The sequence below is a fragment of the Nostoc sp. S13 genome (assembly GCF_029379315.1).
Taxonomy (GTDB): domain Bacteria; phylum Cyanobacteriota; class Cyanobacteriia; order Cyanobacteriales; family Nostocaceae; genus Nostoc.
Map to the genome: position 1 here is coordinate 1 of NZ_JAQYWQ010000049.1, position 16,714 is coordinate 16,714.

Below are 16,714 nucleotides of genomic sequence, written 5' to 3' on the forward strand. Positions count from 1 at the left end.
CCGTTGAGGGTAGTAATTTCCTTGCCTGTAGCCGCATTCCAGAGTTTCACGGTATAGTCAGCACTAGCAGAAGCGATGGTCTTGCCATCGGGGCTGAATGCTGCGCTCCAGACGTCATTGCTATGCCCTTCTAAGCGATTCTGCTCTTGCATATTGTAAATTGCTTGCCTTAGTGCGACTACAGCTTGGTTGTTAGCCGTTTGTTCTAAATTGACATCTTTCCTAAGTGTTCTACCTGAAAGTTGTCTGTTTGACTGTATAGCTGCAATTAAAGCCTCAATTTGCTTGTTAGATACTAGCGAAGATTCAGAACTTTGCGCCAGAGCGATCGCAGTTTGTTCTACTGCTTCCTTGGCTTTGTTGTGGGCATTGTACCATTGATAACCCGCAAAGATAGCTACTCCAGCTAACACCATACTAAACGAAGTTACAACTCGATTTTGCCGCCGTGCTGCTGCCAACTTTTCTTGTTGGCGTTGTTTCTCTTCTCGCTCAAGGCGATTTCTTAATTCTTGACTCTCCTGAATGTACTCCTCTGCCATCCCATTCAGCATTTGCCAATCGCCAAATTTAGTTAAATATGCTTCTGCTACTGCTAATCTGTCATCTTTCCTAAGAAACCCTGGCTTTTTATCATTCCTCTGCCATTCTTGGGCTTCCGCTTCCATCTGACGCTCAATGACAATTCCCACCTTATATTCCTCTTTCCACTCCCGCAACATTTGCCAGTGGCGGATTAAGGCTTCGTGGACAACATCTAAAATTACATCCTGGGAATCCGGCTCATCCGTCTTTGTAATTAATCGTGCATCTTTATCCGCTAACTTCTCGCTCACCTGTTGCAACAGTTCCAAGGAATGATGGGAATTAACCAATTCGCCCAAACGCACGCGCCGCCGTACATCTGTGGTTTCTCCCATTTGCGTCAATTCGAGAAAAATCCGCCGCGCCACAGTTTTTTCTGTTGCTGAAAGACTTTCGTAAACTGCATCAGCGCGTTTTTGTAGCGTTCCTTCAACCCCGCCTAAATCCTGATAAGTTTTCAGGCTGAGAACCTCATCGCCGTTGCTTTCTGGTTGGCTACCAGAAAACTCGTCTCAAAATCCTGAAGATATTGCCAAAGATTGCTATTATGCTTTATCCAAAGATACTTATTGGCAACCAGAAAAAGGTACTTTTTTAGATGGAAAAGTTTTTGAAATATGGTGTCCAGAAAATGAAAATTACAGCCTACAGAAAGCAACAAATGCTCTAAATAGTCACGAACATCATGTGATTATTGCTATTTATCCTAATCGAGAGAGTGCAGAACAAGCTGCGGAATTTTATAAAGATTGGATGGGATTATTTTGTTATCGAAATAAGATTTGGTGGGCTTATTGCCAAAGTCGTTTAGTCAAAGAATCTCTGCTCAATCATTATAAACAGATTGAAGCAAATAGAAAAATTACCAATCAAAGTAATTCTAGGCAAGAAAAGCATAATATTACCATCTCTCGCCAGATTTTAAATAATATTGATAACATTCTCCAACAATATACAATCGATTTACTCAACCTCTCTTTTCAAAAACAAATTATTGAAATTAATTTATCTAATTATCAACTTCGCTTGGCTTTAATTAAAGAAAAAGCAGGTCAAAATAATCAGTTAGATTTTTTAGAAAAATTTAGCGGACTAGCCAACAAAAAATATTTACTACAAATTACCAAAGATATCGAAAATATGCAGCTTGGCTTGCAACTTTTAGAAGATACAATTAACGCTACTCGCAGTCGCATAGAAGTCGAAAAATCTGAACGAGAGCATAACTTCCAAGAACTTGTAGCTGTTGCGGGTGCAGGTATAGCAACCGTATCTCTGCTAAAAGAACCCGTAAAAGATTGTAAAGAGATTTTTAAGCAAGTTCAGCCCTTTTGCAAAGAATACCCTTTCAGTTTCAGTCTAATAGTTGGAATTATTGTTAGTTTTGTGGTTTGGAGGCTAAGAAAACGATTGCGATAAGCGAAGCTTAAGCCTTGAGGTTTTTTGGTTGCGATCGCATTTCGTAATTCAGTATGAGATATATAGACAGTTATTGGCAGAACTTGAGGCGGCTCAAATTAGTACGTTTATTTGAATTACCTGTCACTGCTTTAAGTGAATATGCCCTATGTCCCAAACGGTTTGCATATCGGTTTATACAAGGTCATCCAGGGATTGGCTCAGGTGTTGGAAGGGCAAGGCGAGTCGGAACTTTGGCACACTTGGCTTTGGAACGGGATATCCGCGACTTAGAAACACTAGCAGGATTTGACATTAGTTTGCCAAAAGAATATGTTGATGAGGCTTTGCAGCTAGCACAGCGATTCGATCAGGTGGCAGATTTTGCCTTGTTTCAAAAAGGGCAGTGGGAGTTGCCTATAAATTTGAATATTGGGCGCTTGACCTTTAACGGTATTGTTGATTTGTTAGGAGAAGACTGGGTTCTAGATTTCAAAACTGACCAAGAAATAGACCCACAACATCATCGCTTTCAGCTTTGGGCTTATGCACAAGCAACAGGAAGCACTAATGCTCACATAGCTTACCTGCGGCATGATTATTTGCACTCATTTAGCATTGAAGAATTGCAAAACACTGGTCAAGACGCAGAAATTTTAGTTCAACAGATTTGGGATGGAAATTTCCTGGCTAATTCTTCCCACACTAATTGCGGCTTTTGTGCCTATCAGGAAATTTGTGACGAACGTTATCAAGAAACTGGTGAGACAGCAGATACAGAAAGCCAAGATAAGGAAGACAGCGAGGATGAAAATTCTTCTTCATGATCAAAGTTATCGTCTGAGGTGAAGACGCAGCTTGAACAACCAAATATTGCTGAATATGAATTAATATCCACAAAAATTAGCAGCTACTTTCCCCAAGTGGTAGAAATGTACTATTGGCTGATTATAGTTCCATGTGATGCCTGCGGTGGGCAATGCGATCGCACTCAAAAAATCAACTTTCAAGAAATTGCCGAATTTAGTAATAATAGATACATCAATGTCAACTTAGAATTAAGTCGAGAGTTACTAGAGTTGACACAACGGCAGCGTTCTAAACGACCAGTTCAGGTCGCGCCTGCTCATTTCACCCCGTCTTTGCAGTTCGTTTTTTCATTATTTTGCGTAAGTCCTGTTTCTTTAGCAGGCACTGGAGATAATCGATAACTTGCTCAGAAGACAGATGGCTCATACAGGGGTGGTCTGGCACAAGACAGGACTTATTGCTAAAACTATGCTCCTGACACAAGGTACATTTGAAGGTTGAAAGCGCTAGATGTACGTGAGGTTGTCTTGGTTTCCACAAATGTATTGGACTGGCTCCATCGCCGTCAACATCATTACCAAACAGAGCAATTGTATGGCATCCCACCGCAGATGCAATATGCAATGGCCCTGCATCCACTGAGATGAAGGCTTTGGTTTGAAGAAATGCACCTGCCAATTCTAACAGAGATGTCTGACCTCTGAGATCAATCAAAGCAGTAGTTTGTAACAACTCGTCCTCTATAGAACCTGCATTGTACAGCGTTTTCTGTATTTTTGGCGCACTGCCCACTAAACCGACACTCAGTCCTTGTGCCGCACACCACTGGATAACTTGCTGCCAAGCATGAATCGGCCAGAGTTTAGCTGGTCGGGTGGCTGTCACATGAATTAGCACATCGGGTACAGGAAAATTAGGTTGTTGACTGGGCAGTTCTAGCTTGAAAAAGTCGGTTTCAACATAGGCTAAACGACAGAAGATTTCCCCAATGTAGTTGCTCTGAATCACGCCTTGATGCCTTTCGACCAATTCAGAACTATTCCAATCTTGATCCTGTAGCAGACGTTGAATTGAATTCGCATTTTCACCTCCATCAAGCTTTTTCTGAAAGTCTCGTGTCAGGGCTGCTCCTGTCACATACAGGGGACGTAGGGCAGTTGTCATCACTAGGTTGATGGGGCTGAATTCATCACAATTAATCGCTAAATCGTAAGAGCCTGCAACTTGTTGCCGTTGATGCACTACTTGCGCTAACTGCGTTAAGATATCATCGCGATCGCTATACAGAGAAAAGCGCCAATCAATGTAGGGACAATAGAGTTCAAAATCTTGGGTTACGTCACTGCCAAAAAAATCCAACGTGCAATCTGGATATTTTTCTTTCAGACCTCGCAGCAAGGGGGTAGTTACTACATAATTGCCAACCTTGCTGGAGCCGAATACGGCAAGATGGGGATGGGGGCGTAAGGATTGATCGACAAAGACTTGCATATTAGGGATTTCTTATAAATTTTTCAAGTTATTTTTAGATGATGCCTGATAACAACTTTCCCAATATTCTCTTAGTTTTATCAATTTGTGATTAGTTTACTGGGTCGATTAAAAGAGTTAAGTTGTTCAAGAATAAATTCCAAGCAGTCTTCAAGAACTTCCTTGTTTTTCTCACCAATAATAACTAGATTCTGATTTTGAGGATAAGACCATCGACGCAGATGGGCAATGCTAAATCCTTCCTGTTTCTCTTCTTCTAAAGAAGCTTTTCTCACAGCATCCCATAAAACCAGTGTTGGTTTCTGAAATGCAGTGGCAATATGAGAAGGGCCAGTATCAAATCCTACATATAAATCACTTGCCCAAATCAGAGCCATTGCTTGTCTGATGGTTGTTTTTGGTGTAAAGATAGAAAACGTCTTTTGCTCAAAGTCATTATTTCCAATATGTAAAAAACTTACTTGATTTTTCAAGTAATCGACTAATTCCAGCCAATTATCTAAGTGCCAAGGTGAGTCTTTAGTACTCGATGAAGTTCCATAAGGACAGATACAAACAACGGGACGTTTGAGGTGAGCAAGGGTCTTTAATCCCCACTGCATTTCTTCGTGAGATAAAAATAAAGAACCCCTTAATTGACGAGGGCGCAGTCCATGAGCAAAACAGATATTTTCTATGATGTGACGGCTTTGGCAAAAATTATCTGACTCAATGGTTAGTTCTACCATGATGTTCGGGTCTATCTCATCGGCATTGATAATTTTCTCAATATATGGGTTATTCTCCCAGATTGAATAGCCTTTTTCTTGAGCCTTTTCATTGTAGTTCAAAGGAGCAGTCAATAATTTTATAAGTCGCCCTTTGTTTAAAGACAATGCTTCAACTAATGGCGTATAACAGATACAACTTCCTATTCCGAGATAACTAGGTATTGCCAAGTCACAATTATATTTTTCAGTATAATATTTTGATGCAACTAATGGTTCTGAATCTCGAAATCGTGGATAGAAGATAGATTGACTTGTGCTGTTGTTATTGAACATATTTGGTTATTTTGTATTTAAGGTGTTCAATTTTTAGTAAAAAGGCAGTTTTTGATTTTGCGATCGCAACAATTGAGCATACTCTGTTTAGCGCATTCAGCCACCCAGCGACTAGGAGCCACAATCGTTAAGTTGGAGTGTTGATATGCCCAATTCTTTAACTTCCACTCTAGAGATGTGGCATCTCGTTCAATCGCAGGTAACGCATTCGGATAAGGACATTTTCCACAACCAGTTTGCCATTTTGAACAGTCGTTTTCCACATCCTGTCTGCCATCGCTGACAATCATAACTATAAGCACAATGTCCAGTAAAACTCCACATATCATGAAGTGTCCAAATACAAGGTTTATCTTTTGTTAGCAAAGGGAGAGCTAAATAAGATAAAAAATCTCCATTAATATTATGTAAATGCAGCAGGGATGAACGCCGAAAAACATCTTTATTTTTAAGGAAAAAAGCCGATAAATTAGCAGCATATTCCAATTCTAATTTCTTAAAAAGTTTACTAGATAAATTCTCGAAAAAATATCTCTTTTGAGAGAACGGTAGATAGCGATTTAGATTTTGATCTGGACTAGACTTCTCCAAATATTTATTGAGAACTGTTGATTCAACCCCTAATTTTATCAAGGCTTGATGCAGGCGATCTGTAGATATAAAAGCACCACCAGTCCCTGCTGAATTATGAAGATGTAATACACTAATTGAATTATGTGAATTATGATTCATTCTTCCGACTTCTTTGATGACTAAAAATCATGCGTTCTGTGAAATCTGGTAAGCTTGCCCACAAATTGCGATCGCTCAAAACAGTATTGAGTTCGGAACTACCAATGACAACTTTCTCTGATTGTTTCCAATGGGACATCAAACCTGCATATATAATATCGGGGTTGGCAGCTACTAAGATGCTTGCTAAGTTATGTAATTTATCGCCGGAAGCTCCTACTTTGAGTTTTGCTGGCAACATGGCATCCATAGCCGTAAAACCTCGATCCCAAGTCTGCCACACCAATTTTGTGGGGTTAAAAAACGAACCGCAGAGGCGCAGAGAGCGCAGAGAAAAAGAAAAGAGAATGAGTATAAAAATGAGTTTACCCGACAAAGTTAATATGATGAAGTGCTAGTTTGGTTACTTCTACCCCTATAGGTTAAGAATTTGCTGGTACAACTGAATGTACCGTTGGGCTTGCACCTCTAACGAGTACTCTTCAACCGCAACCTTGCGGCAATTTTGATTCATACGATCGCGTAAATTAACGTCTTCTAATAGTTGGACAATCCCATTACAGAAATCATCAGTATCTTCAGGTTTTGCTAAATAGCCAGTGATACCAGGACGGACATAATCTGGAACGCCACCAACATTGAAAGCAACTGTCGGCGTACAACAAGCTGCTGCCTCCAGACCGACTAACCCACAAACATCAGCACGGGTTGGAAACAGAAATAAATCGGCGGCAGAATAGGCAACCGCTTTCAGGCGATCGCTGCTGATATAGCCAAGGTGCAGTACTTCTATTTCTGCGAGATTTGAGATTGCCTTCGCTTGATCTCCAAAAGTCAGCAACACGATTTCAGCTTTGAGTGATTTAGGTATGCGAGAAAGGGCTTTGAGCAATAGATCGCTACCTTTACGCCGATTGGTCAAGTCTTGTGCTCCAAATATGAGAACTTTTTTATGCTGGGGAATTCCCAGTTCAGATTGACACTGCTGATGATCGAGTGGTTGATAGGCTACTGTATCAATTCCGTAAGGAATGTGATGAATAGGGAAACAATTGAGCATACTCTGTTTAGCGCATTCAGCCACCCAGCGACTAGGAGCCACAATCGTTAAGTTGGAGTGTTGATATGCCCAATTCTTTAACTTCCACTCTAGAGATGTGGCATCTCGTTCAATCGCAGGTAACGCATTCGGATAAGGACATTTTCCACAACCAGTTTGCCATTTTGAACAGTCGTAACTGTAGGCACAGTGTCCCGTGAAACTCCACATATCATGTAGCGTACAGACACCAGGTTTATCTCTCGTCAATGAGGGAAGCATGAGATAGGAAAAATAATCATCATGAATTGTGTGAAAGTTGAGTAAAGAAGCATTCTGATAACAGGCTTCATGTTTAAGAGCAGCAATTGAGGGATTGGCAACGAAATTCAAGCCAACTCGTGTTGTAATTGAGTTCGCTAAATCGACAAACTGATTGTTTCTTTGGACAATCTCTACCGTATTTTTCAAATCTTTAGCTTTTTCCCGAAACACTCCCTCAATCTCATCTTTATAGGCAAAGAAAGATTGAATACCGGCTCTGGATAAACCTTGATGCAAATTGTAGGCAGCAATAAATGCGCCACCTAAGCCAAAGCAGTTATTAATATGAAGTATATTGAGAGAATTCATTTTACTTTGTCTCCAGTGCCTATTAAAAAGTTCTCAATATCTCAGCTTGCTCAATGCAAAACTCTAGTTTTTTTGCAAGTTCCTGTACATGGGGATGATGAAACATTGACAAATGATCCCCGCCTACCCAGTGCAAATTTACTTTATCTGCTTGCATTTCCCAACCTAAAGTTGGATTATTCAAAGTAGCAGGAGCATCCTCTCTAGCTCTAATGAGAGTAACTGCACCTGGATATGCTTGAGAAAAATATTTTACTGAAGCTTGGTCATGGCTTTTATTAACTTCTAAAAGACGCTTCATTCTATCTAAACCAAAATTGGGAGGAAGACGGTTTGCTTCTTTTACTTGCTCAAAAATGTAAATGATTCGCTCATTTACCTCCATTTGGCGTAGCTTTTCTATTGGAAACTCCACCCCAAATAACTCAAAGGACAAACCAATTAACAAATTTACATCATCTTGAGGTACTTGTCCTGAGCGAATGTAAGTGTCTATCAATCCCAAAAAGGCAGTTTTTTGACCTTGAGATCGCAACAATTGAGCCATCTCAAAAGCCACTAACCCACCAAAACACCAACCCATCAACAAATAAGGACCCTCCGGCTGAACCCCCCGTATAGCTTCTAGATACTGCACCGCCATCTCCTCTACCGTTTCTTGAGGCGTTTGTCCCTCCTCAAAACCCTTTGCATCCAGTCCGTAAAGCGGACGCTCAGTATCCATACAACTAATTAAATCCTTATAAGCCAAGAGATTAGCACCACCTGGATGGATTAAAAACAAAGGAGGTTTAGTACCTTGGGGCTGAATTTTCACAAGGACAGACCAAGAGTGAGAATCAGTTTTTTGATTAAGAATTTCTGCAAATTGCTCAACAGTTGCGCTTTGAAAAATACTACTTAGTGGTAAATTTTTGCCGAATTTTTGTTGAATTCGATTCATCAAAGCGAAGGCTAAAAGGGAATGACCACCTAGTTCAAAAAAATTATTTTTAATCCCGACCACAGGTACATCTAGCACTTCTGCCCAAATTTTTGCTATCTGTCGTTCTAGTTCGTTACGGGGAGCAACAAAACCGTTATCCTGACTAATATTTTTTGTTGGTTTAGGGAGAGCGCGATAATCTATTTTTCCATTAGAAGTTAGAGGTAAAGAATCTAGTTGAATCCATGTTGTAGGTATCATGTAGTTTGGTAGCTTTTGGCAAAGAAATTCACCCATACTGCTAGTTAATAAATTTTCATCAGCAGTAATATAAGCTACGAGGCGCTTGTCACTTGGCTGATCTTCTTGAAGAGTAACAGCCGTCATGCAGATTAAAGGATGTTGAGCGATCGCAGCTTCAATTTCTCCTAATTCAATTCGGAAACCGCGAATTTTTACCTGTTTGTCAATCCGACCAATAAATTCTAAATTTCCATTTAATCGATAGCGTACTAAGTCACCAGTTTTGTAAAGTTTAGTATCTTGGGTGCTATTTGAGAAAGGATTGGGGATAAATTTTTCTTGGGTTAAATCAGGACAGTTGAGGTAGCCTTTAGCCAAAGAGACACCAGCAATATGCAATTCCCCGGGAATGCCAATGGGAACTGGTTGTAAATATTTGTCTAGGACATAAACTTGAGTATTCCCTATCGGTCGCCCAATCGGGACTTCCCAGTCTGTTGGTTCTACAGATGTGGAGTCTGGGAAAGGATAGATGGTAGTCACAATGGTGGCTTCTGTAGGCCCATAAGTATTGACTAATTTAGGTGGGTTTTTTAAGCTTTTTAAACTCAGATACCATCTTTTTAAATTCTCTGTTAGTGCTTGCTCTCCACCAATAATTACTAATCGCAAACATGAGGGAATTCTGGAATCAGATGCTTGCAAATCAGCAGTTAAGTAATGCCAGTAAGCTGTTGGTAAGTCTAACACTGTTAATTGCCAATCTTGACAACATTGCCAAAATTGATGACTAGAGCTTAACAAATCCTCTGTCCGCAATACTAAAGTTGCACCAGTAGTTAGACAGGGATAGATTTCTTCAGCAGCAGTATCAAAACTGATAGAAGCAAACTGCAAAATCCGGTCTTGCTGATGAATGCCATATTCCTTGATGGCTTGTGATGTAAAGTTAACTAAAGACTGATGAGCGATCGCAGTTCCTTTCGGTTGACCTGTAGAACCAGAGGTATAAATAATATAAGCTAAATCATAAGTAGACACCGCACTCACCAAATTTTGCTTATTTTGATTCGCGCTCGAATCCCAGTCTCTATCTAAACAAACGACCTGCATCCTGTCTGGGGAGTTATCCCTCTGTTTCAAAACATCTGGTAATTTAGCCAATAACTTTTGTTGAGTCAGGAGTATAAGTACTTGCGTATCTTGCAAAATATAAGCTACCCGTTCTGTCGGTAATTGTGGATCTAAAGGAACATAAGCACCACCAGCTTTGAGAATTCCCAAAATGCCAATTATCATCTCAATCGAACGTTCAATGCAGATACCCACCAGTGTTCCTGGTTCTACACCCGCAGTTTGTAAGTAGTGTGCCAACAAATTTGCCTTTTCGTTCAATTCCCGATAAGTAATTTGTTGATTCTGGAATTCTACAGCTATAGCATTTGGTGTTTTGTCTACTTGTTCTTCCCACAAATGATGAATACATTTAGTGTGGGGATAATCAGTTTGAGTAGTATTCCAGGTAGTGAGTAACTGCTTTTCCTTTGCTGTCAGCAACGGTAATTTATTGATGGACTGTTGAACATTAGTTACAATACCCGCCAATAACACCTGATAATGTTCTGTCATTTGGGATATTGCCTCGGTCGTAAACATAGCCCCGTTGTATGACCACATCCCTTTTAAACCTGTGTCAGTCTCTATTATGGTTAAAGATAAATCAAATCTCCCCGTTGGCGTTAATGGAGCTAATGATTTTATCTGTAATCCAGGTAGTTTCCATTCACTAGAGCTTGCATGTAGCCAATCAAACATCACTTGGAACAGAGGACTGTGGTTAATATTTCGCTCTGGGTGTAAAGCTTCTACCACCTTTTCAAAAGGTGTATCCTGGTGTTCATAAGCTTCTAGGATAGTGCGGCGTGCCTGACTTAAAATCTCCCCAAATGTAATATTACCTGCTAATTTGACTCGCAGCACTAAGAGATTGACAAAAAAGCCAATTAATGAATGAGTTTCTTTATATTGACGATTGGCAATTGGGAAACCAATAGTAATATCTTCTTGATTGCTGTAGCGATATAGTAAAGTAGCAAAAGCAGCGAATAGCAGCATAAAAGGAGTAACCTCTTGACTGCGGCTCAGTTGCTCCAAAGGCTTAGTTAAGTTAGGGTTAATTTCAAAAACATAGCAGCAGTCTTGGAAGTTTTGGGAATGATGCGATCGCGCTATGGGCAGAGTTAGTTCTGGTGTAATTCCTGCTAACTTTTGCCGCCAATAGCTCAGTTCTTCTTCCAATCTTTCACCCTTAAACCACTGTCTTTCCCAAACTGCAAAGTCAATATATTGGAGTGGTAATTCGGGTATTGGGGATGGCAGTTTTTGCAAATAAGCACCATACAGCACAGATAACTCTTGCATTAAGATTCCCATAGACCAAGCATCAAAGATAATGTGATGCATATTTAGCAAGAGTACATGGGTTTGGGCATCCAGATGTACTAAGGTGAGACGTAACAAGGGTTCGTGTGCTAAGTCAAATGGTTTACTAGCATCTTTGTTGAGCAAAAATTTAACTTCAATAGCTTGTTCATCAGCAGTTAAGCCTTCTAAGTTAATAATTGGTAATGTTATTTTTTGGGGAGAGTGAATAACTTGGACTGGTGCGCCATTTACCGCTTGCAAGTTAGTTCTGAGAACTTCGTGTCGCCGCAATAGTTCAGTAATTGTTTGCTCTAAAGCTGTGATATTTAAGTCGCCAGTTAATTGATAAGCATTAGGTACACTATAGGCGGTGTTACCTGTATCAAGTTGTTCTAGAAACCATAGTCTAGCTTGAGCAAAGGAAAGAGGTAAATTTTCTGTTCGCTTAACTGGACAAAGCGGTTGGATTTGATTTTGCTGCAACCAAGTAACAATATCTGCTTTGCGGTTAGCTAGTTGTGTTTTGATTTCTGGTGTCAGCGCTCCCTTGGGAGCATTACAATGCAGCCGTCCATCTGCTAAAGAAATATAAATATCTAAACGTTTGAGGTGTCTTAAAAATTCTTGGGTACTTTTCATTGGTAAGAATTTGAGAGTCGAAGGTTAGGAGTCAGAAGTTAGAATTTATAAAATGAATTCCTCGCGATCGCTAGACTCTAAAACCGGATTTTTCATTAAGTGTTTATCTCTACCAATTTTATTAACTAAACTAGCAGCCATCTCTGCTACTGTTGGGGTTTCAAATAAACTCGCCAAAGACAATTTGACTGCTAGACGTTCCCTGAGTTGGGCAATAATTTGTGTTCCTAGTAAGGAATCTCCGCCCAAATCTAGGAAGCGATCGCCTACACCAACTGCTGCAATACCTAAAAATTGTTGCCATACTTGAGCGATCGCTGATTCTAAAGGATTACGAGGTGCAACATAAGGATTGCTAAGTTGAGGACGTGGATAAGCGTTTGCATTAGTGTTTTCTAATGTGGCATCATTTTGAAAAGCAACTGTTTGAGAAAATTTATTTTCTTGCTTAATTGATGTTTCTAAATTGACAGTTGAAACCAATACCTGAGTCAACCCATAACCAAGAATTCGGCTAAAAACATCAACCCCTTCGCTAGGTAACAACCATTTTTGCACATTGCGTTGTAACAAGTTCTTTAAGCCATTGGTGGAACCAACAGCAGAGGTATCCTCTGTATGGGACACTGCCTTAGCTGCCATACCCACTTCCTGCCAAGCATCCCAGTTAATCGCAATTGTGTTTGTACCTTGGTTAGTTTTATAGTGAGCGAAGGCATCTAAAAAAGCATTAGCAGCACAATAGTCTACTTGTCCAAATACTGCTTGAACGGAGTTGAGTGATGAACACAGAATCAGCCAATCTAACTTGATATCCTGAAGCACTTGATCTAAAACAAGAGTACCTTTGATTTTCGGTGCAAAAATCTCTTCCGTCATCGACCGGGTTTTAAGTTGAATTATTCCCCCAGCCGGAACACCAGCAGCATGGATAACACCATGAATATCACCAAAGTGGGTTAAGGAATTTGCGATCGCCTTGTGCATCTGTTCGTGATTTGCCACATCAGCAGCAATCACTAAAACCTCAGCCCCCAATGCCTCCATTTCTTGGATTTTTTGAATTTTTCGGCTGTTAATATCTTGCTCATCGTAAGTTAACAGCCATTGTTCCCACTCAGAACGGGCAGGAAACTCAGAACGTGCAATCAGAATTAGTTTTGCTTGTACTGTTTTGGCTAAGTATTCAGCTAGGGACAAGCCAATACCACCCATACCACCAGTAATTAAATAGACACCGCCTCTTTTTAAAGGTAATGTGGTTGCTTGGGGCGTTTCCAAGCGAACAGATTCAAAGGTACGTACCCAACGATAATTTCCCCGATAAGCAATCACCTGATCTTCTGACTCAGACTGTAATTCTTTTAACAGTTGCTCAACGAGTTTAGCTTTTTGCCAAGGTGCAGGCGGTAGTACAATGTCAATACTACGAGAAGTGATATTTGGGTATTCCTGGGGAATAACGTTAATCGGCCCGATCAGGGTAGCTTTTTCTGGAGACAACCATCCTTCCGAGGCGATTTCCCACATATTATTGGAAATAACCGTAAGTTGGCAATCGTCGGTAAAGTTTATTTGTCCTAATGCTTGAGCAAGATATAGCAGACTATAAAAACCTAAATTTTGCGCTTCTTCTACCCATAAAGGATGTTCAGTAAGAGGCGTTTCCCTAACACTCCAACAATGAACCAGTTCCTTAGGAATGAATTGTAAAGCTTGAAGTTCAGTCAAAAGGCGATCGTAGTCATCGCGCTGTTGAGGATTAAGGGTATAAATTCCATCACCTTTTTTAAGAAAGGATTCCCCAGGCTTGACAATTATCACTTTTTGCCCAGCTTCCGCAAGTCTGTAAGCCAGTTGTTCTCCAAAACCAGATTCATCAGCAAAAAACAACCAACATTCTGTTACCTGTTTTGTTGATATAGGCAAAATAGAACGTTTCCAAGATGGAATATAAAACCAGTCGGCAATATCTGTTTTTTTCGCCGACAAGGATTCATCAAGTGTCTGAATAGTTGTTATTGGGTGCAGATGGTTTTGATTGTTTGTAATTGCCTCAATCCAATAACGCTGGCGCTCGAAAGGATAGGTTGGCAATGGCAAGCGATGGCGGTTTTGGTTTGCGTAAAAACCAAACCAATCTATCTCAACTCCCGCTAACCACAGTTGCCCTAAAGTGGTTAACAAGAAATCCATATCTGAGCGGACTTCTTGAGGATGACGCAGAGATGTTAGCACAACTTGGGATACTGCTGTATTGAAATGCCGTTTAGCAAAGGTGCTTAATGTCCTTCCTGGCCCCACTTCTAAGAGCAGGTGGTCAGATTTCAACAATAAATCAATCCCACAAGAAAATTGCACGGGAGAGCGTAAATGTTGACTCCAATAGTCAGGGTTAGTTGCCTGCTCTGCTGTAATCCATGTACCTGTAAGGTTAGAAATGTAGGGGATGGATGGCACATTTAAAGTGACTTTTTGCACAGCTTTAGCAAACAATTCTAAAATGGGTTCCATCATCTGAGAATGGAACGCATGGGAAGTGTGCAAGTAACGAGATTCAATTCCTTGAGATAGCAACTGATTTTCCAAGGCAGCAATTGCTGACTTGGTGCCGGAAATTACACAACGGGATGGTTCGTTAATAGCAGCTAAACTAATTTCTCTGCCCAAGAAAGGTTCAATCTCTATAGCAGATAGAGGCACAGACAGCATCGCTCCAGGGGGTAGTTGCTGCATCATGCGTCCACGTATGGCTACCAGAGACAAGGCATCTTCAAGGGAGAAAACCCCGGCTAAACAGGCGGCGACGTATTCACCTATACTGTGACCAATGAAACCTTGAGGACTGACTCCCCAGGATTCCCAGAGTTTAGCTAAAGCATACTCGATGGTAAATAGGGCTGGTTGAGTAATTCCAGTCTGTTGCAGTTGTTTTGTTGCTTCCTCAGTTTGCTCTAGCCTGGGGTAAAGAATATCACGTAAATTCAGCCCTAATTCTGGTTGGAGTAATTCTGCACAGTAATCAAATTGTTCACGAAAAATGGTTTCAGTCTCATAGATTCCCCGTGCCATGTTCACATATTGGGAACCCTGACCAGAAAACATGAAGATAACTGAAGGAGACGAAGATTTTGCCTGACCTGTAAAAACCTGTTCTGATTCTGAACGCACCAAAATCCGCCGATGTTCAAAAGCTTGACGACCGACACTTAGGGTATATGCCACATCAGCTAAATTTAATTCAGGATGTTGCTTCAGGTGGGCTGAGAGATTGTTGGTTGCTGTTTCTAAGGCAGAACTCGTTTTTGCAGATAAGACTAATAACTGTACTGGTCTTGTTTCTGGTGAACTGGTTTCTAAAATAGGGGCTTCTTCCAGTACAACATGGGCGTTTGTTCCGCCAATGCCAAAAGAACTAACTCCAGCCCGTCTCTTAATTCCATCGGTTTTCCATTCAGACAACTGAGTGTTGACATAGAAGGGAGTGTTGGCAAAATCAATTTTCGGATTGGGAGTCTCAAAGTTTAAACTTGGAGGGATTTGTTGATGCTTCAGCGCCAAAACTGTCTTGATTAAACCTGCGACACCAGCTGCGGTATCTAGATGTCCCATATTTGTTTTCAGGGAACCGATCGCACAAAAACCTTTTCGCTGGCTATTTTGGCGAAAAGCTTGAGTTAAAGCAGCGATTTCAATGGGGTCGCCCAAAGTTGTACCTGTACCATGAGTTTCCACATAGGTGATGGTTTCCACATCTATACCAGCGATCGCCTGCGCCTCAGCAATGACATCTGCTTGACCTTTAACACTAGGAGCTGTAAACCCGATCTTGTTCGTGCCATCGTTATTAATGGCAGAACCTTTAATGATGGCGTGAATATAATCTCTATCAGCGATCGCATCTTTTGCTCGCTTCAGCATGACAATACCCACACCATTGCCCCGAAAAGTTCCTTGTGCTTTGGCATCAAAAGCGCGACAGTGACCGTCAGGGGATGCAATCATCTCCTCTTGATATAAATAACCTATCTTCTGGGGAACGGCGATCGCAACACCACCAGCTAAAGCCATGTCACACTCGCCATTCACCAAGCTTTGGCAAGCCATATGAACTGCAACTAACGAAGTTGAACAAGCCGTCTGAATATTGACTGCGGGCCCGGTAAGATTTAGTTTGTAGGCTACCCTAGTTGGTAAAAAATCTTTTTCATTTGCCAGCGATAATTGATAAGTACTAACTGACTGGTTGAGTTCCTGATTGGGGTAAAGATTTTTGAGTAGATAACGGCTTTCAATCAGTCCAGCATAAACTCCGATTGACCCAGTATAAGTTTGGGGGTTATAGCCAGCTTGTTCTACAGTTTCCCAAGCACATTCCAAAAAAAGGCGTTGTTGCGGATCAAGTATCTCAGCCTCTTTCGGATTAATGCCAAAGAAATTAGCATCAAATAACTCAATGTCATCAAGTACAGCACTAGCCCTAACATAGTTGGGGTTTTGCAACAGTTCTGGCTGAACTCCATTCATCAGCAATTCTTGCTCAGATAACCAAGAAATAGTTTCGATACCATCTCGCAAATTTTCCCAAAAGGCATCTATATTTTTCGCACCTGGGAAACGCCCAGACATGGCAATAATGGCGATATCTGATTCTGAAATTTCATCTGTAGAAAAATTCATCATCTCAACTCTTAAATTCTTTAAAAAAAATTTGAAATCTTGAATTTTGGCTTGATAAAATCCAATACAGTT

Annotated in this window: 11 protein-coding genes; 3 read left to right on the forward strand and 8 right to left on the reverse strand. The window is 40.7% G+C overall.

The genetic code is table 11. From position 1 onward, the window contains the following. Positions 1–1,046 (reverse strand): WD40 repeat domain-containing protein (locus PUQ00_RS16545; RefSeq protein ID WP_366145962.1); only part of this gene is annotated, 1,046 nt, incomplete at its 3' end. Positions 1,047–1,065: 19 nt separating this feature from the next. On the opposite strand from PUQ00_RS16545, the gene PUQ00_RS16550 reads away from it, so the two are divergent. The 3 genes from PUQ00_RS16550 to PUQ00_RS16560 are packed head-to-tail and all read left to right on the forward strand — an operon-like array spanning position 1,066 to position 3,194. Then, positions 1,066–2,004 (forward strand): hypothetical protein, encoded by a 939-nt coding sequence (locus PUQ00_RS16550; protein ID WP_300418644.1) that lies wholly within the window; start codon positions 1,066–1,068, stop codon positions 2,002–2,004. A 53-nt stretch (positions 2,005–2,057) separates the two neighbouring features. After that, on the forward strand, positions 2,058–2,810 hold the full coding sequence (locus PUQ00_RS16555; RefSeq protein WP_300418646.1) for a PD-(D/E)XK nuclease family protein: 753 nt from the start codon (positions 2,058–2,060) through the stop codon (positions 2,808–2,810). Positions 2,811–2,828: 18 nt separating this feature from the next. Continuing rightward, positions 2,829–3,194, forward strand: a complete 366-nt coding sequence (locus PUQ00_RS16560; RefSeq protein WP_300418648.1) for a hypothetical protein — start codon at positions 2,829–2,831, stop codon at positions 3,192–3,194. Here PUQ00_RS16560 and PUQ00_RS16565 read toward each other — a convergent pair. The 7 genes from PUQ00_RS16565 to PUQ00_RS16595 form a co-directional block, all read right to left on the reverse strand. Beyond that, the gene (locus PUQ00_RS16565; protein WP_300418650.1) at positions 3,115–4,284 is read right to left on the reverse strand and encodes a glycosyltransferase family 9 protein; all 1,170 of its coding nucleotides are present in this window, start codon (positions 4,282–4,284) and stop codon (positions 3,115–3,117) included. The genes PUQ00_RS16560 and PUQ00_RS16565 overlap by 80 nt on opposite strands. An 80-nt stretch (positions 4,285–4,364) precedes the next feature. Beyond that, positions 4,365–5,327 carry a glycosyltransferase family 9 protein gene (locus tag PUQ00_RS16570; RefSeq protein ID WP_300418652.1) on the reverse strand — a complete coding sequence of 321 codons (963 nt, stop codon included), beginning with the start codon at positions 5,325–5,327 and terminating at the stop codon, positions 4,365–4,367. Between the two features lie 189 nt (positions 5,328–5,516). Continuing rightward, on the reverse strand, positions 5,517–6,059 hold the full coding sequence (locus PUQ00_RS16575) for a glycosyltransferase (protein ID WP_300418654.1): 543 nt from the start codon (positions 6,057–6,059) through the stop codon (positions 5,517–5,519). After that, complete coding sequence (locus PUQ00_RS16580) at positions 6,049–6,342, reverse strand: hypothetical protein (protein ID WP_300418655.1); 294 nt, start codon at positions 6,340–6,342, stop codon at positions 6,049–6,051. The genes PUQ00_RS16575 and PUQ00_RS16580 overlap by 11 nt, the downstream gene beginning before the upstream one ends. A gap of 132 nt (positions 6,343–6,474) precedes the next feature. Further along, the gene (locus PUQ00_RS16585; RefSeq protein ID WP_300418656.1) at positions 6,475–7,731 is read right to left on the reverse strand and encodes a glycosyltransferase; all 1,257 of its coding nucleotides are present in this window, start codon (positions 7,729–7,731) and stop codon (positions 6,475–6,477) included. A gap of 22 nt (positions 7,732–7,753) precedes the next feature. Then, positions 7,754–11,962: an amino acid adenylation domain-containing protein gene (locus PUQ00_RS16590; protein ID WP_300418658.1), complete on the reverse strand. Its 4,209-nt coding sequence runs from the start codon at positions 11,960–11,962 to the stop codon at positions 7,754–7,756. Positions 11,963–12,007: 45 nt separating this feature from the next. Then, complete coding sequence (locus PUQ00_RS16595; protein WP_300418660.1) at positions 12,008–16,645, reverse strand: type I polyketide synthase; 4,638 nt, start codon at positions 16,643–16,645, stop codon at positions 12,008–12,010. Positions 16,646–16,714: the final 69 nt, after the last annotated feature.